Origin of the sequence: Paludifilum halophilum, from assembly GCF_002245355.1 — a bacterium.
In the GTDB taxonomy this organism is placed as follows: Bacteria; Bacillota; Bacilli; order Thermoactinomycetales; family DSM-45169; genus Paludifilum; species Paludifilum halophilum.
Genome location: NZ_NOWF01000003.1, coordinates 132,734 through 153,611 on the forward strand (window position 1 = coordinate 132,734; position 20,878 = coordinate 153,611).

Genomic DNA, 20,878 nt, shown 5'->3' on the forward strand with positions numbered 1-20,878 from the left:
CTCGTTCACCTGCAATCCGGCCTTATTATACCACAACCGAAGAGGAAACACGGAAGTCAGCGTCCCATCTGCATAAGTTGGCGAACACAGGCCACAATACTCCTAAAAGGAGGGCATCTGACTGTGAACTTCCCAATTCGAGGAGCTGTTATACACAACATTCAAAATATGGATCAGCAAGAATTACACAACATGGTCACCGACTCCATCGAACGCGGTGAGGAAAAATTGCTGCCCGGTCTGGGTGTACTCTTTGAAGTGATTTGGAAAAACAGCGATCAACAGTATCAAAACCAGATGATTGAAACCCTGCATGAGAAAATGCCCCGTGAGAAAGCGCAACCCCCTGTTGCGCCGTCGTAGTCTCCACCGGTGGCACAACAAACCGGCCGCCCGTTTCTTTTGGGAAAAGGCGGCCGGTTTTTTTACCCCTGCTTTAACCGGGTGACAGTTGTTTCATCCAATTCCTGAATGACGGAGACCAGCAGGTCAACTAACTGTTCCGCATCATCCTGATGAATGATCGATGTATGGCTGTGAATATAACGAGCCGGCAACCCCAGAGAAACAGTGGGGACCCCTTGATCGTGAAGGTGGATATGGCTCGCATCCGTCGCGCCCCGGTTGATCCATTCGTACTGAAGAGGAATCCCCTTTTTTTCCGCAGTGTCCTGGACCAGGCGGATCAGCCCGCGATGGGGGACATGACCCGCATCGTAAAGAACAAGGTGAGGACCGGACCCCAGCTTGACCCCGGCTTGATCGCCGGCCCCCGGTGTATCCCCGGCAATGCCCACATCGACGGCAAACCCGATATCCGGACGGACAGCGGCCGTCGCTGTAAAGGCGCCACGGCGCCCTACTTCTTCCATAACCGTTCCGACACTGTAAACGCGGTTGGGATGATCCACGGCGTTCAACCGGCGCACCACCTCCACGGCAACAGCACAACCGACCCGGTTGTCCATCGCTTTCGCCATCCAATATTTCGGATCGGCCATCACCGTGAACGGGGAGTGGGGAACCATCACATAGCCGGGGGCAACGCCCAAAGCTTCCGCTTCTTCCTTTCCGGAAACACCCAGATCGACGAACAGATCGTCCATGGGCACCGCTTTTTTCCGTTGTTCTGCGGACAACAAATGGGGAGGCCGCGAACCGACGACACCGAGAATTTTACCTTTTCGTGTATAAACATCCACCCTCTGGGCCGAGACCACCTGGCTCCACCAGCCGCCCAGGGGTTGAAAGCGGAGAAATCCCTCATCCGTAATCCGAGTCACCAAAAAGCCCACTTCGTCCAAATGACCCGCCACCATAATACGGGGGGACCGGGAACTTCCGCTTTTACGGCCGATCAGAGCTCCCAAATGATCCGATTTCACCCCATCGACAAAGGGAGATACCCATCGTTCCATCACGCGGCGAACCGGCGCTTCAAACCCCGGAGGTCCGGCCGCTTCCGTCAATTCCGCCAACATTTCACGAAAACATTCATCCTTTGCTTCTCCCATTTATGTACACCTCTTCCCACAACCGATCTGTATTTATCTTATCATAAAGGGGCCCCCTTTCCGCTTCATGAAATGCCAGATGAAAAGGGGCCGGCTGTTCACGGATCCCCGCCCGTGTTCTAGAAACATTGTGATTTTAGGACGTTCTTGACGGGTCCGGGTTGGGCCCCACATTCCGTATCGTTGTTCTTACGAGCCCAACGCATTCTGTGTGGAACCAACCCTCCTGAAACGGAGCTTTTTTCACAACGCTTCCAGGATCACTATCCCGAATTCCCGAAAAATCATACCTTGGGCAGAACAATGGTTAATACATGGTCCTTTTGATCCAGACGCGTATCCATACCGGCGGGATCCACCCGTGCCGATAACAGTAAGGCCCATGTGAAGAAACTCTGTTGATTCGCATTTTTTTCCTGTGTTTGACCGCGGAGCATCAAGATGTTTTCTTTGACGTTCACATCGATGTCATGAAAATGGAGCGGACTGAGTCCCGGTATTTCCACCTTCACTACGACTTCCCGGTCCGTTTGATAGTAGTCGCTTTGGATTCTGTCGTTTTGCAACCAATCATCAAACCCCTCGGGTAACAACGGCCCATATCGAGAGCCCCCTTTGCTCAAACCCATTCCCTCCTTTCAGGGCACTCACACCTTAATCCTCAACGATTTCTTCATCTATACGTTATGAGGGAAAGGCCGGGCCGGTCACCGCAAAAAAACACCTCCGCCGAAGGGAGGTAAAGGATCGACAAGCACCTCTTTCCTTAATAGTAGGGCCCAAAGCCGCCAAAGCCGCCGCCCCACCACCAAAAGAAAGCAAAAAACAAGAAAAGAATGACGATCACCGCTACGGCAATCCATTTCGAGCCAAACAGTCCCAAAAAGCTGGTAGTCGCTCTGCTCATCTGCAACCTCCTCCCTGCACATTTGCTCTATATACTCTATGTTCCGACCTGTCCCCGGGTGTGGACGAATGACACTCCGGCTCCACATTGACAGTTCGAGGGATCGACCCTTATGATAAAAACAAGTATTAAACATGACGGGAGCTCGGGAAAACCGGGCTGAGAGGGCGGCTGATTCGCCGCCGACCGTTCGACCTGATCTGGGTAATGCCAGCGGAGGTAACCTGACACGATCTGTGTTTTCGAAAAACACTCGCCGCCGGTATCAGATCCGGCGGCGTTTTATTGTTTCTTAATCCATATCCCGAAGGAGGATGACCGATGCATACTCCCCGAGCCCTGACCATCGCCGGTTCGGACAGCGGAGGCGGTGCCGGTATCCAGGCGGATATCAAAACCTTTCAAGAACTCGGCGTCTTTGGAATGACTGCTCTGACTGCGGTTACCGCTCAAAATACACGGGATGTCACCGGAATCTATGAACTGCCTGAAGAAGCTGTCGCCCGCCAGATCGACGCTGTTGCAGAAGACATCGGAGTGGATGCGGCCAAAACCGGAATGATCGCCAGTGTTTCCATCATGGAAGTAGTGGCCGCCAAGGTCAAGGAACACCGGATCCACGGATTGGTCATCGATCCGGTGATGATCGCCAAAAGCGGTGTTCCCCTGTTGGAGGAACCCGCTCGAAAAGCGTTGCAAGAAATCCTCCTTCCCCTTGCCCGAATCATAACCCCCAACCTTCACGAAGCGGAGGCCATCGTAGGAAGGGAACTGGATACGGAGGAAAAAAGGAAAGATGCCGCCCGGCACATGGCAGACCTGGGAGCGGAAGCGGTCATTATCAAGGGAGGGCATGTGGAAGACGATCAGGCCACGGACTTGTTATTTGACGGGTCCCGGTTTTATACCTTTACCGCTCCCCGGTTTCACACTCCGCATACGCACGGGACGGGGTGTACCTTTTCCGCCGCACTGACCGCCTCGCTGGCCAAAGGAAAGCCTTTGCTGGAGACGGTGGAAACAGCCAAACAATTCATAACGGAAGCGATCCAACACCCTCTCCACATCGGCGGCGGTCACGGTCCGACCAACCATTGGGCTTACCGTTCGTCCCGTACTTGACAAAAAAAGGAGGTTTCACTTCTATGGATTTTTCTCCTTCGCTCCTCCGACTCTATTTTGTGATGGGGAGCCAGGACTGTGCTGGACGTGACCCTGCCTGGGTACTGGAAGAAGCCATCGCCGGGGGGATCACCCTGTTTCAGCTTCGAGAAAAAGGCTCCTCTCTCACCTTGGGCGAAACCGTGGCATTGGGAAGGCGCCTCAAGGCCATCTGCGATGAACACCGAATCCCCCTCATCGTCAATGATCGGGCCGATCTAGCGATGATTCTGGGGGCCGACGGCGTTCACGTCGGCCAGGATGACCTGCCTGCCGACGAGGTTCGACAACTCATCGGTACCCGATCCGTGCTGGGTGTCTCCTGCGAAACGCCGGAAGAAGCGTTACAAACCCGGAATTCCGGTGCCGAATATATCGGTACAGGAGCCATGTACGCCACATCATCCAAACCGGATGCCGGAAAACCCGTCGGCCCCGCAGCTGTAGAGCATATTCGGGCTGAGATGAAATCCTGTCCGCCGATTGTCGGAATCGGTGGGATCACCGCGGCAAATGCCACTCCGGTGATCCGGGCGGGCGCTGAAGGTGTCGCTGTGATCTCCGCCATCGCCTCGGCGGAGAACCCCCGCCGCGCCGCCGGAAACCTGAGGGAAACGGTGGAGACCACCCTTTCTAACCGATAAACCTACCAGGTAACCGGTAAATGGATCAAACCGCGCATCAGATAACTGGGTCTCCACTTCAGCGTTTTCGGATCCACTCCGAACCGAAGATCAGGCATCCGCTGAAGCAGTGTGTTGACAGCAATCTCTCCCTCCAACCGGGCGAGAGGAGCACCCAAACAATAATGGATACCCATACCGAAGGCGATATGGCGATTCGCCCCCCGGGTGATGTCAAAGCGATCCGGTTCATCGAACCGATTCTCATCGCGATTGGCGGAAGCGAGGACCACCAAAACCATATCCCCCTTGGGAATCCGCTTACCGTGCAGTTCCACTTCTTCCGCGGCCCAGCGGTTTGTCGCCACCTCCACCGGTGAATAAAAACGGAGCATTTCTTCGATTGTAGACCGAATCAGACCGGGATCGTTTTTCAGTTTATCCATTTGATCCGGATGTTCGAGCAAGGCCAAAACCCCGTTTCCAATCAAGTTAACGGTGGTTTCGTGTCCGGCGACAATCAGCAGAAATACGGTAGAGTACAATTCGTTTTCGGTCAATTGTTCCCCTTCGGACTCCACATGGAGGAGGGCGCTGATCAGATCGTCTCCGGGGCGGCCGCGGCGTTTGTCAAACAAATCCCGCAAATAATCGATAAAAGCCCTGATGGACGGGACCGCTTCCTGCATCCTTTCCGGGTGATTGGTCGCTCTGATGACGGCGTTGGACCACTCCCGGAATCGGTCCCGATCCTGCACAGGAATCCCCAACATCTCACAAATTACGATAATCGGCAACGGAAAAGCGAAATCATCGATCAAATCCATCCTCTTCCGTTGTTCCGCCTCATCCAGCAAGCCATGGACAATCTGCTCGATCCGCTGACGCAACCCTTCGATCATTCGGGGAGTAAACGCCTTGTGAACCAAGGATCGCAGCCGCGTATGGTCGGGCGGGTCCGAACTCAACATATGCCGGGTGATAAAATCTCTTTCCATCGTGGATAACACCATATCTTCGGATGAGATCAGTCCACGCGGATTTTTGACCAAACGGTTGTCTTTCAAAGCGGACACCGCATCTTGATACCGGGTAATCACCCACCCCGTTTGTCCGTCCGGCATCGTAATCCGGTAGACGGGATCTTTGGCCCGCAACTCCGCATAAACCGGGTAAGCCTCCGCTTTAAACTCCGACGAAAAAAAATCCAATGTCTGAATCACACGGATTCCCCTTTCCTTTTTGTACGGTACCCACTTTCAAAAAGAGCGTCCGCCGACTGACGGGCGCTCTTTTCCTCTTCGATCGTTTATTTTTCCTTTACGACTCCACAGGCGATTCGGTCTCCGGCATCACCGGCCGGGTCCGTTTTCAGATCATCGGGATCCTCATGGATCACCAAAGCGGTTCCGTCTTTCTTCAGCAGGGAATGATCCCCCGGCCCCAATGTCGTTCCTTTAGCGGTCACCTTCAATTCTCCGGTTCCGCCGGATTGAATCTCCAGGTTAGGCAGATCACCCGCATGACTGCCGTCAGGATTGTTCTTTCCGTGAGCCTTGTCTTCCGGGTTAAAATGACCTCCTGCCGACTGAAAGTCAGGCGGTTGACAAGTTCCGGTCTCGTGAATGTGAAATCCGTGCTCGCCGGATTCCAAATCCATCGCTTTCAGATGAATATCCACCCCATTTTCCGTTTCCGTCAGAGTAGCGGTGCCCACTCTGTCTCCATCCGCATTCTGCAATTGTGCGACTGCCGCCTTCGGCTCCTTAGGCTCCTTCTCCTCGGACCCGGTTTCTTCGGGCGAATCCGGGGAACACCCCGTTAATAGAACAGCCAACAAGGTGCTCGCCGCAATCAGCGTTCCCCTCATGGTTTTCCCTCCATTTCCAACAATCCTTTTCCTTTTTACAGTGTTCGTCAAAATCTAAAAAATCCCCTTTCCGAGTACCCAAGTTATAAACAATAAAAAGTCCCGTGACACAGTCAACGGGACACGAAACATTCATGAACAACATTACTTTTGGAGCAGGTTCAGAAACTCCTTCATAAAGTCCGGCAGATCCGGCCAAGCGTGACCGGAAACCAGATTCTTTTCCACATGCAGATTTTCCGGGATATAACGGGCACCGGCACGCTCCACTTCCGGTCGGCAGTTGGTGAAGGCGGTCATTTCGCGGCCCTCGGCCACATCCGGCACGACGGCAAAAAGGAGGGCGGCATGGCAAATCGCTCCCACCGGCTTCCCTTCATGGAAGAAATGGCGGAGGATTTCCGGCACTTTTTCGTGCATCCGGATATGTTCCGGGGCGCGGCCTCCGGGGATGACCAGCCCGTCGAATTCCGCCGGATTGATTTCGTCAAAGGAGGCATGTGCATCTAAACCGTAAGCCCATTTTTCAGTGAAAGTTTCCATCGCCGGTTCGAAATCGTGAACGACGGTTTGCAGCTTTTTCTTCTTGGGAGCGGCGATCACCGCTTCATGACCTTCTTCCAACAGACGATAGTAGGGATAAAACACTTCCAGCGCTTCTACAGCATCTCCTGTCAGGATCAGTACCTTGGCCATTCTCTCAACCTCCGTGCTCAACATTAGATTTTTAAACTCCGCTTATCATTTTTCCTTTTTTCGAGAGATCCAAACCACTTATTGATCACTTTCTTAATTCTATTTTTGTATGGATTCACCCGATGTTACGGTCCTTGTACCGGCGGCCGCAAATAATGGGAAGCGAACTCCTCAGCATAGGGAACGTCCGACCGGCGGACTGCCTCAGCGGCCGCTTCCGCATCATAGGCCGTTTCCCTCATGAGCACGTCGGGGCCCAGAAGGGCCCAACAGGCCCCCTTCGTTCTCACAGTCAGGCCGATACTGCCGGGATTGACCACTCGTTTCCCGTCGATGCGGCGGTCAAACGGGACATGGGTGTGACCGCATACCACCACCGATTGCGACACTCCGGCCAACATGGAACGCACATCCGCTTCCGGTGTCCCCCTTCGAATCGCCTCCTCATCGCTACGAGGCGATCCGTGAACAAAAAGCACTTCACCCAATCCTTCGATCTTGAGAGATTGCCTCGCGCCGGCAGTTCCTGCAAAAATCGCCGCTGATCCCCGGTCAGCTGGTCGGCACACCACCGATTCACATCCGCTACAAACGGATCCAGCCCCTCTGCCTCTCCATATCTCCCCGCCACTTCCCGATCGGCGTTTCCCCGAACCCAGTAGACAACGGTCTCCTCACTCAGACGGATGAGACGTTCCAACACTTCCTGCGGATGCGGACCCCAAGCCACGTCTCCCCCGACCAGCACCGCATCCGGAGCCTCCTGTTCCCATTCCGCCAACACCGCATCCAAAGCCAACCTATTGCCATGAATATCGAAAAAAGCGGCTACGCTTCGCAACATCCCACAATGCCTCCCTGACGTTTCGATATGGTCCTATTTTGACTTCCTACCCCTGATATGAGAGGATTTAAAAGAATTGAAAAAGTGTCGGAGGGATTTCATGAAGGATAAATTGCTCCCCGTGTTGATCATTGCAGTGATTCAATACATTTGTCTTTTATGGGTATACACAAACTCACCGCTTTCATATGAGGACTATGGGGGAAAGGCTTTTCTGGCTTTTGACTTTACCATTATCACCGCTCTCATTGTTTTATTTTATGGTGTCCCCATCTCCCTTTTATCCGATTATCTCACAACTAACAAGCCCCTTCGATGGTTTTGGGCCATGCTGATTCATGCTATCGGGGGAGCGTTTGGTGTGGTATTGTTATCAGTCCTGCTATCGCTCCCGGATTTCAAAATCAATTACAGTTTAGTAATATTCGGGTTCTGCGTAGCCTTCCTTTACTGGGTAATCGATGAAGTACTAAAGATCCGCAAGAAAAAACGGGAAACCATAGATGCCCCCTAAGGGTAAACACATGCCAAAAGGTCACATAAACCCAAGGGGACTTTTTTATACCGTTAGGCTACTCTAGCCATCGAGCCGGGAAGGTTGTATACTGAGCCCCTGAGGGGTGCAACAAGGGTATGGTAGAATAAAAAGTAAGGAAATGGAACGGGAGGATGCTACCATGCCCAAAAGCAAACTGACCGATGATGAAAAATTGGCCTTGGTGCTGGCCGGGTTAAAAGGAAATGTGCCACTTTCGGATCTGTTGCGCCAGTATGGTGTGAGTCAAGCCACGTACTACAAACTGCGAGACCGTTTTCTTGAGGCGGGACAAAATACTGATTCCGCGTTCGGGATCCCCTTTATATTCTTGTTCCAATAAGTATACATATTGTTGATGAAGTTCACGGTATTGTTTTCGACTTTTTTCCCTCTCACCCGCCAAACGAAAGTAATTGGTTTGTACATGCTTTCATCTAGCGGCCTCCGTAACATTCCCCCGCTCAAACAGCCGATGGATCAAATTCTCAATCCGTTGTGCCGCCCTTAAGAAATTTCTCTTTTTCTCCTCTCGCATAAGCTTCATCATCCGACCAAGATTCAAGACAGGTATCGAGAAAATCGATTTTTTGCCGTAATTTTTTTCGATGGACTTTCAGTTGTTGAATCATCATTCGTTTCTCCTTATTCCATCTGAAATGAAAACGAATCATGCAACCCGCGTAAAATCCCTTTATAATAAAAGGGGATCCAAACCCATGGACAAACCGAGTTTGATGATAGGGAGGACCAACCATGACCATGTATAAAGCACTGACCATTGCCGGTTCCGATAGCAGCGGGGGAGCCGGTATTCAAGCCGATCTGAAAACGTTCCAGGAGCTCGGCATCTATGGGATGACCGCTCAGACGACGATTGTGGCGATGGATCCCCGCGACCGATGGTTTCATCGGGTTTTTCCGGTGGATCCCGATACCGTAAAGGCCCAGTTGGAGACAATCGTGGAAGGGGTCGGCGTGGATGCCGTTAAAACCGGCATGCTCGGCTCGCCGGAATTAATCGAGTTAGCCGCCCAAATGATTCGGGAACACCGGCTGCAAAACGTTGTGATCGATCCAGTGATGGTGTGTAAAGGGGCCGATGAAGAATTGCATCCGGAAAATACCGCGAGCCTGCGTGAAGTGTTGGTTCCGGAGGCAACCGTGGTCACGCCCAATCTGTTTGAAGCCGCTAAACTAAGCCGGATGAGCCCGATTACCACTCTCGACGAAATGAAGGAAGCGGCAGTGGCGATTCACCGACTGGGAGCGAAATATGTTCTAGTCAAAGGCGGCAGCCAGGTGGAACACGAACAAGCGGTCGATCTTCTCTACGATGGGGAAACCTTTACCGCATTGGAATCGGAAAAAATCGATACCCCGTATACCCACGGAGCGGGGTGCACTTATTCCGCGGCAGTGACTGCGGAATTGGCCAAAGGAAAAACCGTCCGGGACGCTGTGGAGACAGCCAAATCGTTTATTACAGAGGCGATCCGCCACTCGTTCCGCTTAAATGAATATGTCGGTCCGATTAACCCGGCCGCCTATCGCCGAAAGCACCGATAAACCGACAAAAAGCCGTTTCCCTCTCTCTTGTGAGAGGTGGAAACGGCTTTTCACCTTCTTTATCCCGTCTCCATCTCCTGCGCCCAATCATGCTGATTGTGGAGAAGACGCCAGATACAACGGTGGTCGGAAGTTTTTTGAGCAAAATACGTCTCCAAGGACTCCTGCACTTGAGGAATGGGAAACAGACTTCGCTCCTGCAAAGCCTCATTCACTAGTTTCAACAGGGATTGATAAAACTGAACATCCTTTTCCGTATCGCCACAGGGACAGGCCACTCGATCCAAATGCAGGGTCAACAACTGAACCGCTTGCTCCAACTCCTCTTTTACTTCTTTCACCAAATCTATGTTCCAGTACTCGTGAACCAAAGCCTCTAACGCGTTTAAAGCACGAAAATGAGCTTGATGCCCCTGATTCGCCATTAAACATCACCCTTTCTCATCGATAAACCCGGGATTACGGAGTGAAGATTCCGATTTTTTTCAGCCGATTTCTTCATATCTATCCATCTATATTCGCCCAGACGGAACCGGTTCCCTTTTTGTTCAAGGAAAAAGAAAAAACCGCGGGAATCGATCCCATTCATCGACCTCTCCCGCGGAAGTGAAACGGACTGTAATATTTTGGAGAGAAGGTCTTACATCATCGTTTCCACCGGTACTTTGGGATCCGGGCCATATCGCCGGAGCGCCTCGCACACACGGTCACCGAACTCTTCCGTGCTGAGTGCCAGACTCCCCGCTAATGCGATATCCGTGGTTCGCGCTCCGGAAGAAAGCACTTTTTTCACGGCGGATTCAATTGCCCGGGCCGCCTCTTCGTCGTGAAAAGAATGGCGGAACATCATCGCCGACGACAAGATCGCGGCGATGGGGTTAGCCACCCCTTGCCCCGCGAGATCCGGGGCCGAGCCGTGGACGGGCTCATAGAGGCCAAGGGGTCCTTTCCCCAGGCTGGCAGAGGGCAACATCCCGATGGATCCGGTTAGCATCGCCGCCTCGTCACTCAAAATGTCACCGAACATGTTCTCCGTGACGATGACGTCAAAGTCGGCGGGACGGCTGATGATCTGCATGGCGCAATTATCCACCAGCATATGCTGAACCCGAACCTCCGGAAAATCCTTGGATACCCGGTCCACCACCCTGCGCCAAAGACGGGAGCTTTCCAGGACATTGGCCTTATCGACGGAGGTGATCCGCCGCCGGCGACCTTTGGCCAAACGGAAGGCCCGACGAACGATCCGCTCAATCTCGTGCTCGTAATAGACCAGGGTATCCGTCGCCCGAGCTCCTTCCCCGGTTTCCTCGGTGTATTTCTCTCCAAAATAGATGCCCCCGGTCAGCTCCCGGACCACCAACAAGTCAACCCCTTCCAGCACCTCCGGTTTCAGAGAGGAACTCTTTTCCAATCCGGGAAACAGGGTTGCCGGACGAAGGTTGGCAAAGAGTCCTAACTCCTGCCGCAACCCGAGCAGGGCTTTCTCCGGACGAAGATGGGGCGGGTTAGAATCCCAACGCGGCCCCCCGACAGCTCCGAGAAGGACCGCATCGGAGTTCCGACAGAGAGTGAGTGTTTCCTCCGGAAGAGGATTTTTCAGGCGTTCAATCGCTCCGCCCCCCACCATTCCGAAGGAACATTCAAAGTCATATCCGAACTGTTTCCCCGTTTCTTTGATCACCTTCACACTTTCATCCACGATTTCCGGACCGATCCCATCACCGGGGAGTACAGCGATGCGCTTTTTCTCAGCCATAAATGAAAGCCTCCTCTAAATAAGTGAGTCTTTGACCGGTCACGATCCGACAGGGACTTCCGAGGATCGCGATTCCCGGCTTCCGTCACGCCGGATCATCATCCGATTCACGGCTTTGATATAAGCCCGGGCACTGGCCTCCAGCACATCGGTGCTGACACCCCGCCCCTGAGCTGTATACTCCCCTTGCCTGAGCTGGACGTAGACTTCGCCGAGAGCGTCTTTCCCATGGGTGACGGATACGATCTTGTAATCTTCCAACTCCATCCCTTCACCGGTTACCCGGTCGACGGCCCGAAAGATGGCGTCGACGGAGCCGTTTCCGCAGGCGGCTTCCTCCAACATCCGCCCGTTTCGGGTATCCCGCAAGCGAAGCGAGGCGGCCGGCACGGACCGGTTCCCGTAAGAAAGATGGATGGAGTCTAAGGCGAAGGTTTCCTCCGGCTCGCCCCATTTTTCCTCGACCAGGGAAACCAGGTCTTCATCTTCGACCGTCTTCTTTCGATCGGTCAATTCTTTAAAACGGACAAAAAGCTCATTCAACTGATGATCCGTAAAGGAGTAACCCATTCCGACCAGTTTGTCGCGGAATGCATGGCGGCCGGAATGCTTGCCGAGGACAAGGCGGGTATCCGTCAAACCGACGGTTTCCGGGCGCATGATTTCATAAGTGGCGCTGTTTTTCAACATGCCGTCCTGGTGGATGCCCGCTTCGTGAGCAAAAGCGTTGGCCCCGACCACCGCTTTGTTTCCGGGAACGAACATCCCGGTCATCTTGCTGACCATGCGGCTGGTTTTGGTAATCTCCTTCAGATTGAGGTTAACAGCGGCCTGGTAGAAAGACTCCCGGGTGGCCAGAGCCATCGCCACTTCCTCCAGGGCGGCGTTACCCGCTCGTTCGCCGATTCCGTTGATCGTTCCCTCCACCTGTTCCACCCCGGTTTCAACCGCGGCCAGGGTATTCGACGTGGCCATCCCCAGATCGTCGTGACAGTGAGCGGAAAGACGCACTTTTTCGATGCCCCGGGCATTTTGCTTCAGATAGCGGAAGATCTCCCCATATTCAACGGGTGTGAGATATCCGACCGTGTCCGGAATATTGAGAACATCGGCTCCAGCTTCGATGACCCGCTCCGCCACCCGGCACAAAAAATCTTTTTCCGTCCGTCCACCGTCTTCGCAGGAGAACTCCACCCACGGAAAATATTTTCGGGCCCGGCGAACGGCGGCCTCCGCCTGATCCAATACCTCATCCCGACTCATATTCAATTTGTATTTCCGATGGATCGGCGAAGTGGCCAAAAAGACGTGGATACCGGGGGATTCCGCATCCTTCAGGGCTTCATAGGCCCGATCGATATCCTTTTCCACCGCCCGGGCCAGGCTGACCACCGTCGATGTCCGAACCGCCCGAGCCACTTGGCGGATCGACTCTCCATCCCCCCGGGAGGAAGCGGCAAACCCGGCTTCGATCACATCGATTCCCAGCCGTTCCAGCTGAAGTGCGATCGCCACCTTTTCTTCCGTACTCAGATTGACCCCCGGGGACTGCTCCCCGTCACGCAACGTCGTATCGAAAAAATGAACGGATCGCATGGACCGCACCCTCCCCTTTCGTTTGAATTACTGCTTGATGGTCTCTTTTTCCGATTCGTCGATCCAGGCCATCGTCTTGCGCAGCTTGCTTCCCACTTCTTCGATGGGATGATTTTTCTCCGCCTCGGCAATCCGGTTGAACTCCCGGCGTCCGTTCTTGTTTTCCTCAATCCATTTCCGGGCGAAAGAACCGTCCTGAATCTCCTTCAATACCGCCTTCATCGCCTCTCGGGACGCCGGTCCGACCACCCGGTGACCGCTCATATAATCGCCGTATTCCGCCGTGTCGCTGACGGAGTAGCGCATCCCGGCAAGTCCCCCTTCATACATCAAATCGACAATCAGCTTCAGCTCGTGGAGACACTCAAAGTAAGCAATCTCCGGCTGATATCCCGCTTCTGTCAACGTTTCAAAGCCGTTTTTCACCAGCTCGCTCACACCTCCGCAGAGTACCGACTGTTCGCCGAAGAGATCCGTCTCCGTCTCCTCCTGAAATGAGGTTTCAATCACTCCGGCACGGGTGGCCCCGATTCCTTCAGCATAGGCCAGGCCCAAATCCTTCGCTTTCCCGGTGGCATCCTGTTGAACGGCGATCAAAGCAGGAACGCCGAACCCTTCAGCAAACACCCGGCGTACCAAGTGCCCCGGCCCCTTGGGGGCGATCAGAACCACATCCACATCTTTCGGAGGAACGATTTGTTCAAAATGGATATTGAATCCGTGGGAGAAAAAGAGGGCGGCACCCGCCTTCAGATGGGGAGCTACTTCATTTTGGTAAACGTTCGCCTGTACCTCATCAGGCATCAACAGCTGTACCACATCCGCCTGTTTCACGGCTTCCGCCACCGGTTGCACGGTAAACCCGTCCTTCTCCGCCCGGTCCCAGGAATTCCCCTTCCGCAGACCGATGACCACATCCACCCCGCTGTCGCGGAGATTTTGCACCTGTGCGTGTCCTTGACTGCCGTAACCCACCACGGCGACCGTTTTCCCTTCCAAATGTTTCAGATCAGCATCTTTCGCATAATATACCTTAGCCATCATCGATTCCTCCCGAATCCCTTCAATTTTTTGCGCTTTTCGCATCAACGGCTCCACTGATCCTCACCGGGTCGGACACTCGCTTCATCGCCGTTTCGACGTCCGTTCTTTTTTCAGCAACTCTTACAGGCCTGGACTGGGGCGTGTCTGATAATGAACGATCACTGGTTACGGGAGCTGATTTTCCGACTCCGCGCCGGGTTGCTCTCCCGCCGATACAAAACGGTCCGTTCCGTTTCCTCCGGACCGAACCAGCATTCATGCGGAAAAGCATAATGACCGCTAAAGGGTTCGGTCCTCCGAAAACTTCGCTAGGTTGTCGGGCATAGGCGAGACTTGTGCCCTTTGGTGCAAAGGGCGCTACGCTGGAAATCGGCGACCCGCTACTTTCGGGATTTACCAGACACACCCTAGTTTGTCACTTTGACTGCACTTCGGGAGAGGGCGGTCACTCCGGTTCGGGCCACCTCTTTGACTCCGTATGGATGAAGCAATTGGAGCAGAGCGTTCAGCTTGGATCGTTCCCCAGTGGCCTGCACCATCAAGCTGTGGGGACCGACATCGACCACCGCCGCTCGAAAGGGTTCCACAATGCCTCCGATTTCGGTGCGTTCCGAAGGACCGGCTTCAACCTTGACCAGGAGCAGCTCCCGTTCCACCGCTGGATGACTGCTCAAATCCTGCACCTTAATCACATCCACCAATTTGTGAAGTTGTTTGGAGATCTGCTCCATGGTCTGCTCATCCCCGCGGGTGACAATCACCATCCGGGACAGTCCCGCTTCTTCGGACTCGCCGACACTGATACTCTCGATGTTGAAGGTACGACGTCCCAACAGATTGGCCACTCGGGCCAAAACGCGGGGCTGATCGTTGACCATCACCGACAACACATGCCTCATCCCTCTTCATCTCCCATCATCATCTCATCCAGTCCGGTACCTGAAGCCACCATCGGATAGACATTCTCCGACGAGTGCACCCAGAAGTCCACCACCGCCGGTCCGGGATGCTCCAACGCCTCTTTCCAAACCCGGACCGCCTCCTCCCGGGTTTTCGCTCGAAAAGCTTTCACCCCGTAAGCCTCCGTCAGTCTCACGAAATCGGGGCTTCCGGAAAGGTCGACTTCGCTGTACCGCTTTTTATGAAAAATTTCTTGCCATTGCCGTACCATCCCGAGACAGTGGTTATTGATCACAGCGACTTTGACGGGAATCTCGGACAATGCAGCGACGGCCAGCTCCTGACAAGTCATCTGAAAACCCCCATCCCCGGTGACACTGATCACCGTCTCTCCAGGACGGGCCAGCTGTGCCCCCAGGGCCGCCGGAAATCCAAAGCCCATCGTGCCCAATCCCCCGGAAGTGATAAAGGAGCGAGGACGGGCAAACGGGAAGTATTGGGCCACCCACATCTGGTGTTGACCGACGTCGGTGGTGACGACAGCGTCTCCTCCCGTGGACTCATACAGGTGTTGAATTACCCACTGAGGTTTTAAGACTCCCTCTTCGTCGCGATACCGGAAGGGATATTGCCGGTACCACCCCTGCACCTGTTTCAACCAGGCGTCGGAAGGACACCGGGGAGCCTCCTGCATCGCCGAAGCCAACACCTTTTTCACATCTCCCACGATGGGGATGAAAGTGTCCAGATTTTTACCGATTTCCGCCGGATCGATGTCGATATGAACGATTTTGGCTCCAGTTGCGAATTTGTCGATCCGGCCCATGGTGACCCGGTCATCGAACCGAGCCCCGATCCCGATCAGAAGATCACACTCCAACAAAGCGTGATTGGCGGCGTAAGTACCGTGCATCCCCGGCATCCCCAGCCACAAGGAATGCTGTCCGGGAAATCCCCCCAACCCCATCAAGGTTGTGGTCACCGGAATCCGGGCCTTTTCCGCAAAGGCGATCAGCTCCTTTTCCGCTCCGGAGGTGACAACGCCCCCTCCAGCCAGGATCAAGGGTTTTTTCGCCTCTTTCAGCGCCTGATACAGGCGTGTCAACTGCAGGGGATGGGGATCGGATTTCGGCTGATACCCGCGAACTGTTACCGTGGACGGATATTGAAAAGTGCTTTTGGCATTGGACACATCCTTGGGAATGTCGATCAACACCGGCCCCGGGCGACCGGTTGATGCAATGTGAAAGGCTTCCTTGACGATACGGGGCAAATCCTTGACATCGGTCACCAGGTAGCTGTGTTTGGTAATCGGCATGGTGATACCGACGATATCCGCTTCCTGAAAAGCGTCGGTACCGATCAAGGATTGAGCCACATTGCCCGTGATACAGACAAGGGGGATGGAATCCATCTGAGCATTGGCGATTCCGGTCACCAGATTCGTCGCTCCGGGCCCGGAAGTGGCAATCACCACTCCGGGTTTTCCCGTCGCCCGGGCATAACCGTCGGCGGCGTGGATCGCACCCTGTTCGTGACGGGCCAACAAGTGGTTCAGCGCCCCCCGGTACAGGGAGTCGTAGATCGGCAAAACCGCCCCTCCCGGGTAACCGAAAGCCACATCCACCCCTTCCTCCAACAGGCAACGAAGGAGGATCTCCGAACCCGTAAATTCCTTTTCGTCCTTCCCGGCCCTTTCTGTACTGTCCGTCATCGTCACCGCGTCCGGCATCAACAAAACCCCCTCTTTCAAAGTCAATATAAAAACCTTTCGCCTCCCATCCGACAAGTGACACGGATTCGGTCCTCGTCTCATGGATTGGGGCGAAAGGTTCGCGGTACCACCCAATTTTTCCGCCGCCTCGCGGCGAGCGGCCTTAACGGGTATACCCCCGAAAGGGTACACCCCATCGATAACGGGATGCCCGAACACGTTCTACTCGGCCTTCTCGGCCTTTCGACGCGCAGCTCCGAGGTGAGATCGCCGACCCGGCCGCGATTCCGGTCTCAGCCAAGCCGGAACTCTCTGTGACACGGGATCGGGTGGCGCAAAGCCTCTTCATCGCTTTTATTCGCACTTATATTTCTAAAAATAATACTTTTTACCATATCAAAAACCAAAAGAAGCCTCCGGGCATGTCATACCCCTTTCAGATACTGAATAAAGGTAGGACCTGCCGCAGAGGCTTTTATCCTCACGGTGTACACCGGATTCCTTCCGGTGTCGGTGCCGCTTGGTCGCAAGACCCCGCTGAGCGGGCGGAACCCTAGGCACCCTCCTAATGGGAAAGATCTATTCACCTACAGTTATGTCATGCGTGAATCGTTCAACTATTTAGGTGCTATTATAAGCACGCTTTACTCGCCTTGTCAACCGGATTTTTTCACCTTTTCGCTCCGTTTTTTCCCCGTTTCAGATTCGCCGATCGACCTTCCTTAATCCGTAACGGCTCCCCGGGAAGCGGAGGAGACCAACCGGGCGTATTTACGGAGGACTCCGCGGTCAGCGGAAAGGGACGGCTCTGTCCACTCCGCCCGCCGTTTTTCCATTTCCTCATCGGTCACATCGACGGAAAGCTCCCGGGACTCGGAATCGATCGTAATCCAGTCCCCCTCTTTCAACAGGGCGATCGGGCCCCCCACTTGCGCCTCCGGAGCGGCATGGCCGATCACGAATCCGTGGGAACCGCCGGAAAAGCGTCCATCGGTGATCAGGGCCACTTTTTCTCCCAACCCTTTTCCGACCAGAATTCCGGTAATAGATAACATCTCCGGCATACCGGGCCCTCCCTTGGGTCCCTCATAGCGGATGACGACAACATCCCCCGGCCGCACCCGGTCCGCCAGAATCGCCTGAGCCGCATCCTCTTCGGAATCAAAGACACGGGCCGGGCCGGTCAATCGCTTCACCTTCAACCCTGACACTTTCGCTACTGCCCCCTCCGGAGCCAGGTTTCCCTCCAACACCACCAAGGGACCGGTTTTCCGAAACGGTCGATCGAAAGGACGGATCACTTCCTGTCCCTCTTTCAGGGGAGGTGCCTCAGCCAGGTTTTCCGCCAGGGTTTTCCCGGTAACGGTAAGACAATCCCCATGGAGCAGGCCTTCCTCCCACAGCTGTTTCATCACCGCCGGGACTCCGCCGGCCCGGTGAAGATCCTGCATCACGTAGCGTCCGCTGGGCTTCAGATCGGCGATGTGGGGAACCTGCCGGCGAATGCGTTCAAAATCCTGCATGGTCAAATCGACATCGACGGCATCGGCGATGGCCAACAGATGCAGAATCGCGTTGGTGGAACCTCCCAGGGCCATCACGACGGTAATAGCATTTTCAAAGGCTTCTTTGGTCATGATGTCCTTCGGATAAATCCCTTGCCGTAACAGTTCCACCGCCGCTTGTCCCGCCTGGAGACAGTCCCGGCGCTTCAATTCCGACTCTGCCGGATTGGAGGAACTGCCGGGCAGGCTCATCCCCATCGCCTCAATCGCAGAGGCCATGGTATTGGCGGTATACATCCCGCCGCAGGAACCGGCACCGGGACAGGCGTTGCATTCGATCCGGTGCAACCGTTCCCGATCGATCACTCCCCGGTTGTACTGACCCACTCCTTCGAAAGCCGACACGATATCGATGTCCTGCTCTTCCAGACGGCCGGGCCGGATGGTCCCTCCATAGACAAAGACCGCCGGGACCCCGGTACGACCGATGGCGATCATGCATCCCGGCATGTTTTTGTCGCAGCCTCCGATTGCAACATAGGAATCCAGCCTCTCCGCCCCCACCACTGTCTCGATGGAGTCGGCGATCACTTCCCGGCTGGGCAGGGAATACCGCATTCCTTCATGTCCCATAGAAATGCCATCAGAAACGGTAATCGTATTGAAGATCAGGGGAGCACCGCCGTTTTCCCCGATTCCCTTCTTCGCCTGCTCCGCCAACGTGTCGATATGCATATTGCAAGGGGTTACCTCACTCCAGGTACTGGCCACCCCGACCATCGGTTTTTGGAAATCATCATCGCGAAAACCGACAGAACGGAGCATCGCCCGATTGGGTGCCCGGTTCGCGCCCTCGCTGATCACGTGACTCCGGATACGCAGATCCTGATCGCTTTTTCTCCGGCTCATGTAATACCTCCTTGAAATACCCCTTGACGATATTGCTGACAAGTGTATAGTAAAATGCAATCCTTGTCACGACCTATTTTTTATTTTGTATCGAATTACGATTATTCATTAAAAAGGAGGTCCTTCACCATGTCATGGCTTTCCCGAACGTCCCGGATCGCCGAAAAAACCTTTGCCTTGTGGGTACTCCTCATCGCCGGAGCCGCCTATCTGCAGCCCGGATCTTTTACCTGGATCGGCCCCTGGGTCTCTCCGCTTCTGGGAGTGGTTATGTTCGGAATGGGTCTAACCCTGAAAGCCGAGGATTTCCGTCCCGTCTTCAAGCGGCCGAAACCGGTCCTCGCCGGCATCTTTTTCCAATTTCTTCTGATGCCTCTCATCGCCTATGTCATCGCAAAAGTGATGATGCTTCCGCCGGAATTGGCCCTCGGTTTGATACTGGTCGGAGCTTGCCCGGGCGGTACCGCGTCCAATGTGATCGTCTATCTATCCAAAGGGGACGTGCCGCTGTCGGTAACCATGACCACACTCTCCACTCTGCTGGCGCCGTTATTGACACCCTTGTCGCTGTGGATACTGGCGAATTCCTGGCTGCCAGTACACCCCTGGGAATTGGTGTTATCCATCCTGCAGGTGGTTATCCTGCCGATTCTGCTGGGCTTGTCGGCACGGCGTTTTTTTCCGGTTACAATGCAAAAGGCGACTTCCGTCCTTCCCCTCGTTTCTGTCGTCGCCATTGTCACCATCGTGGCCGGTGTCATCGCCTTGAATGCCCCCCGTTTGACCCTGTCCGCGGTACCGGTGCTCACTGCTGTCATCCTGCACAATGGGATCGGACTTTTCCTCGGATACAGGGCGGCCCTCTTTCTCAAAATGGAACGAAGTCAAAGACGGGCTGTCTCCATCGAAGTGGGCATGCAGAATTCCGGTCTGGGAGTCGCCCTGGCCCTGGCCCATTTTAACCCTGCCGCCGCTTTACCCGGAGCCATCTTTAGTGTCTGGCACAACATCTCCGGCCCCCTGTTGGCGACGTATTGGTCGGCAAACAGCCATCATGGTGAAACGGGGACCAGGGCAGAGAGCACTGTATCCAAATGACTCGACGTAAAAGTATTGCAGGAACGAAAAGCGAATCAAACTTTTTGACAAATGATTTTCATATCCTGTAAAATTCGTTATATGAAAATTTCACTTAGTGAATGAATGGACGGAACTTCAAAGGAAAGGTGAGGTATTTGTCCAACCGAAATAAGCTGACCCATGAACTGGAACTGGCGTTCCGGCAAACTTTTCGCCGGATGAAAAAAGAGTTGAATGCCGTTTTGGGGGAGACAACCAACCGAAGCGAGTTCATCTTTCTCCAACAGCTTTACACCCGCGGTCCATTAAAGGTTTCCGCCTTGTCTGCGGAATTCGAAGTATCCGCCAGCCATATCACCCATGTCACTGATCGGTTGGTACAAAAAAACTGGGTACGGCGCCAACGTTCCCAAAAGGATAAGCGTGTCGTTGAGCTTCAGATAACAGAAGAAGGAAATCAGGCCTTTTTGCAAATGGAAGAAAAGCAAAACGAATATTTTCGTCGGAAATTCGATCCCCTTTCCGACCAGGAAATAAAAATATTGCTGAACCTGATCCAAAAATTGAATGCATAGAACCGGCGTAAAGGAGTGATTCCCCTTTGGAGAACCTGGATTCAAAACGGATGAAATCCCCTGAAATCTCACCCCTG

The 20,878-nt window shown here is 54.1% G+C and carries 23 protein-coding genes, 2 pseudogenes and 1 riboswitch; of the genes and pseudogenes, 8 read left to right on the forward strand and 17 right to left on the reverse strand.

All coding sequences use genetic code 11. The features are described 5' to 3' along the window. The first annotated feature begins 123 nt into the window (after positions 1–123). The gene (gene sspI, locus CHM34_RS05795; protein WP_094263658.1) at positions 124–363 is read left to right on the forward strand and encodes a small acid-soluble spore protein SspI; all 240 of its coding nucleotides are present in this window, start codon (positions 124–126) and stop codon (positions 361–363) included. Positions 364–425: 62 nt separating this feature from the next. Here sspI and CHM34_RS05800 read toward each other — a convergent pair whose 3' ends face one another. The 3 genes from CHM34_RS05800 to CHM34_RS19245 all read right to left on the reverse strand — a co-directional run bounded on the left by CHM34_RS05800 (position 426) and on the right by CHM34_RS19245 (position 2,421). After that, entirely contained in the window at positions 426–1,514 is a 1,089-nt protein-coding gene (locus CHM34_RS05800) for a M42 family metallopeptidase (RefSeq protein WP_094263659.1), read from the reverse strand. A 284-nt stretch (positions 1,515–1,798) separates the two neighbouring features. Continuing rightward, a complete protein-coding gene (locus CHM34_RS05805; RefSeq protein WP_094263660.1) occupies positions 1,799–2,137 on the reverse strand; it encodes an Hsp20/alpha crystallin family protein in 339 nt (112 codons plus the stop codon). 143 nt (positions 2,138–2,280) lie between these two features. Then, positions 2,281–2,421 carry a hypothetical protein gene (locus CHM34_RS19245; protein ID WP_169713610.1) on the reverse strand — a complete coding sequence of 47 codons (141 nt, stop codon included), beginning with the start codon at positions 2,419–2,421 and terminating at the stop codon, positions 2,281–2,283. A 127-nt stretch (positions 2,422–2,548) separates the two neighbouring features. Next, a riboswitch (TPP riboswitch) is annotated at positions 2,549–2,661 on the forward strand. A gap of 81 nt (positions 2,662–2,742) precedes the next feature. Here CHM34_RS19245 and thiD point away from each other — a divergent pair. Both thiD and thiE read left to right on the forward strand, forming a co-directional pair. Continuing rightward, on the forward strand, positions 2,743–3,543 hold the full coding sequence (thiD, locus tag CHM34_RS05810; RefSeq protein WP_094263661.1) for a bifunctional hydroxymethylpyrimidine kinase/phosphomethylpyrimidine kinase: 801 nt from the start codon (positions 2,743–2,745) through the stop codon (positions 3,541–3,543). Positions 3,544–3,566: 23 nt separating this feature from the next. Next, positions 3,567–4,226: a thiamine phosphate synthase gene (thiE, locus tag CHM34_RS05815; protein ID WP_094263662.1), complete on the forward strand. Its 660-nt coding sequence runs from the start codon at positions 3,567–3,569 to the stop codon at positions 4,224–4,226. A 2-nt stretch (positions 4,227–4,228) separates the two neighbouring features. Here the strand turns inward: thiE and CHM34_RS05820 are convergent, their stop codons facing one another. The 6 genes and pseudogenes from CHM34_RS05820 to CHM34_RS19955 all read right to left on the reverse strand — a co-directional run. Continuing rightward, positions 4,229–5,428: a cytochrome P450 family protein gene (locus CHM34_RS05820; protein ID WP_276207683.1), complete on the reverse strand. Its 1,200-nt coding sequence runs from the start codon at positions 5,426–5,428 to the stop codon at positions 4,229–4,231. Positions 5,429–5,514: 86 nt separating this feature from the next. Beyond that, entirely contained in the window at positions 5,515–6,075 is a 561-nt protein-coding gene (locus tag CHM34_RS05825; RefSeq protein WP_094263664.1) for a superoxide dismutase family protein, read from the reverse strand. A 144-nt stretch (positions 6,076–6,219) separates the two neighbouring features. Then, positions 6,220–6,771 (reverse strand): DJ-1/PfpI family protein, encoded by a 552-nt coding sequence (locus tag CHM34_RS05830; protein WP_094263665.1) that lies wholly within the window; start codon positions 6,769–6,771, stop codon positions 6,220–6,222. A 125-nt stretch (positions 6,772–6,896) separates the two neighbouring features. After that, complete coding sequence (locus CHM34_RS19785; RefSeq protein ID WP_240511896.1) at positions 6,897–7,061, reverse strand: hypothetical protein; 165 nt, start codon at positions 7,059–7,061, stop codon at positions 6,897–6,899. Between the two features lie 30 nt (positions 7,062–7,091). Further along, positions 7,092–7,343: pseudogene (locus CHM34_RS20060) on the reverse strand (metallophosphoesterase family protein); the annotation flags it as partial. A 53-nt stretch (positions 7,344–7,396) separates the two neighbouring features. Next, positions 7,397–7,615 (reverse strand): annotated as a pseudogene (locus CHM34_RS19955) (metallophosphoesterase family protein); the annotation flags it as partial. 100 nt (positions 7,616–7,715) lie between these two features. Here CHM34_RS19955 and CHM34_RS05840 point away from each other — a divergent pair. Both CHM34_RS05840 and CHM34_RS05845 read left to right on the forward strand, forming a co-directional pair. Further along, a complete protein-coding gene (locus CHM34_RS05840) occupies positions 7,716–8,129 on the forward strand; it encodes a hypothetical protein (RefSeq protein ID WP_094263666.1) in 414 nt (137 codons plus the stop codon). Between the two features lie 163 nt (positions 8,130–8,292). Then, entirely contained in the window at positions 8,293–8,493 is a 201-nt protein-coding gene (locus CHM34_RS05845; RefSeq protein WP_094263667.1) for a helix-turn-helix domain-containing protein, read from the forward strand. A 145-nt stretch (positions 8,494–8,638) separates the two neighbouring features. On the opposite strand, the gene CHM34_RS19250 is transcribed toward CHM34_RS05845, so the two are convergent. Continuing rightward, complete coding sequence (locus CHM34_RS19250; protein WP_169713611.1) at positions 8,639–8,782, reverse strand: hypothetical protein; 144 nt, start codon at positions 8,780–8,782, stop codon at positions 8,639–8,641. Between the two features lie 124 nt (positions 8,783–8,906). On the opposite strand from CHM34_RS19250, the gene pdxK reads away from it, so the two are divergent. Next, a complete protein-coding gene (pdxK, locus tag CHM34_RS05855; protein ID WP_094263669.1) occupies positions 8,907–9,719 on the forward strand; it encodes a pyridoxine/pyridoxal/pyridoxamine kinase in 813 nt (270 codons plus the stop codon). 59 nt (positions 9,720–9,778) lie between these two features. On the opposite strand, the gene CHM34_RS05860 is transcribed toward pdxK, so the two are convergent. From CHM34_RS05860 to ilvD, 7 genes are all read right to left on the reverse strand, one after another. Beyond that, positions 9,779–10,144 carry a hypothetical protein gene (locus CHM34_RS05860; RefSeq protein ID WP_094263670.1) on the reverse strand — a complete coding sequence of 122 codons (366 nt, stop codon included), beginning with the start codon at positions 10,142–10,144 and terminating at the stop codon, positions 9,779–9,781. A gap of 215 nt (positions 10,145–10,359) precedes the next feature. Next, a complete protein-coding gene (gene leuB / locus CHM34_RS05865; RefSeq protein WP_094263671.1) occupies positions 10,360–11,478 on the reverse strand; it encodes a 3-isopropylmalate dehydrogenase in 1,119 nt (372 codons plus the stop codon). A 39-nt stretch (positions 11,479–11,517) separates the two neighbouring features. Continuing rightward, on the reverse strand, positions 11,518–13,074 hold the full coding sequence (locus CHM34_RS05870) for a 2-isopropylmalate synthase (protein ID WP_094263672.1): 1,557 nt from the start codon (positions 13,072–13,074) through the stop codon (positions 11,518–11,520). Positions 13,075–13,101: 27 nt separating this feature from the next. After that, positions 13,102–14,115 carry a ketol-acid reductoisomerase gene (gene ilvC / locus CHM34_RS05875; protein WP_094263909.1) on the reverse strand — a complete coding sequence of 338 codons (1,014 nt, stop codon included), beginning with the start codon at positions 14,113–14,115 and terminating at the stop codon, positions 13,102–13,104. 410 nt (positions 14,116–14,525) lie between these two features. Further along, the gene (gene ilvN / locus CHM34_RS05880) at positions 14,526–15,017 is read right to left on the reverse strand and encodes an acetolactate synthase small subunit (protein WP_094263673.1); all 492 of its coding nucleotides are present in this window, start codon (positions 15,015–15,017) and stop codon (positions 14,526–14,528) included. Beyond that, positions 15,014–16,732 (reverse strand): biosynthetic-type acetolactate synthase large subunit, encoded by a 1,719-nt coding sequence (gene ilvB, locus CHM34_RS05885; protein WP_240511916.1) that lies wholly within the window; start codon positions 16,730–16,732, stop codon positions 15,014–15,016. Before ilvB ends, ilvN begins: the two co-directional genes overlap by 4 nt. Positions 16,733–17,454: 722 nt before the next feature. Beyond that, positions 17,455–19,146: a dihydroxy-acid dehydratase gene (gene ilvD / locus CHM34_RS05890; RefSeq protein WP_094263674.1), complete on the reverse strand. Its 1,692-nt coding sequence runs from the start codon at positions 19,144–19,146 to the stop codon at positions 17,455–17,457. 129 nt (positions 19,147–19,275) lie between these two features. Between ilvD and CHM34_RS05895 the strand changes: the two genes are divergently transcribed. Both CHM34_RS05895 and CHM34_RS05900 read left to right on the forward strand, forming a co-directional pair. After that, entirely contained in the window at positions 19,276–20,244 is a 969-nt protein-coding gene (locus CHM34_RS05895) for a bile acid:sodium symporter family protein (protein WP_094263675.1), read from the forward strand. A 137-nt stretch (positions 20,245–20,381) separates the two neighbouring features. Continuing rightward, entirely contained in the window at positions 20,382–20,801 is a 420-nt protein-coding gene (locus tag CHM34_RS05900; RefSeq protein ID WP_169713612.1) for a MarR family winged helix-turn-helix transcriptional regulator, read from the forward strand. Positions 20,802–20,878 lie beyond the last annotated feature (77 nt).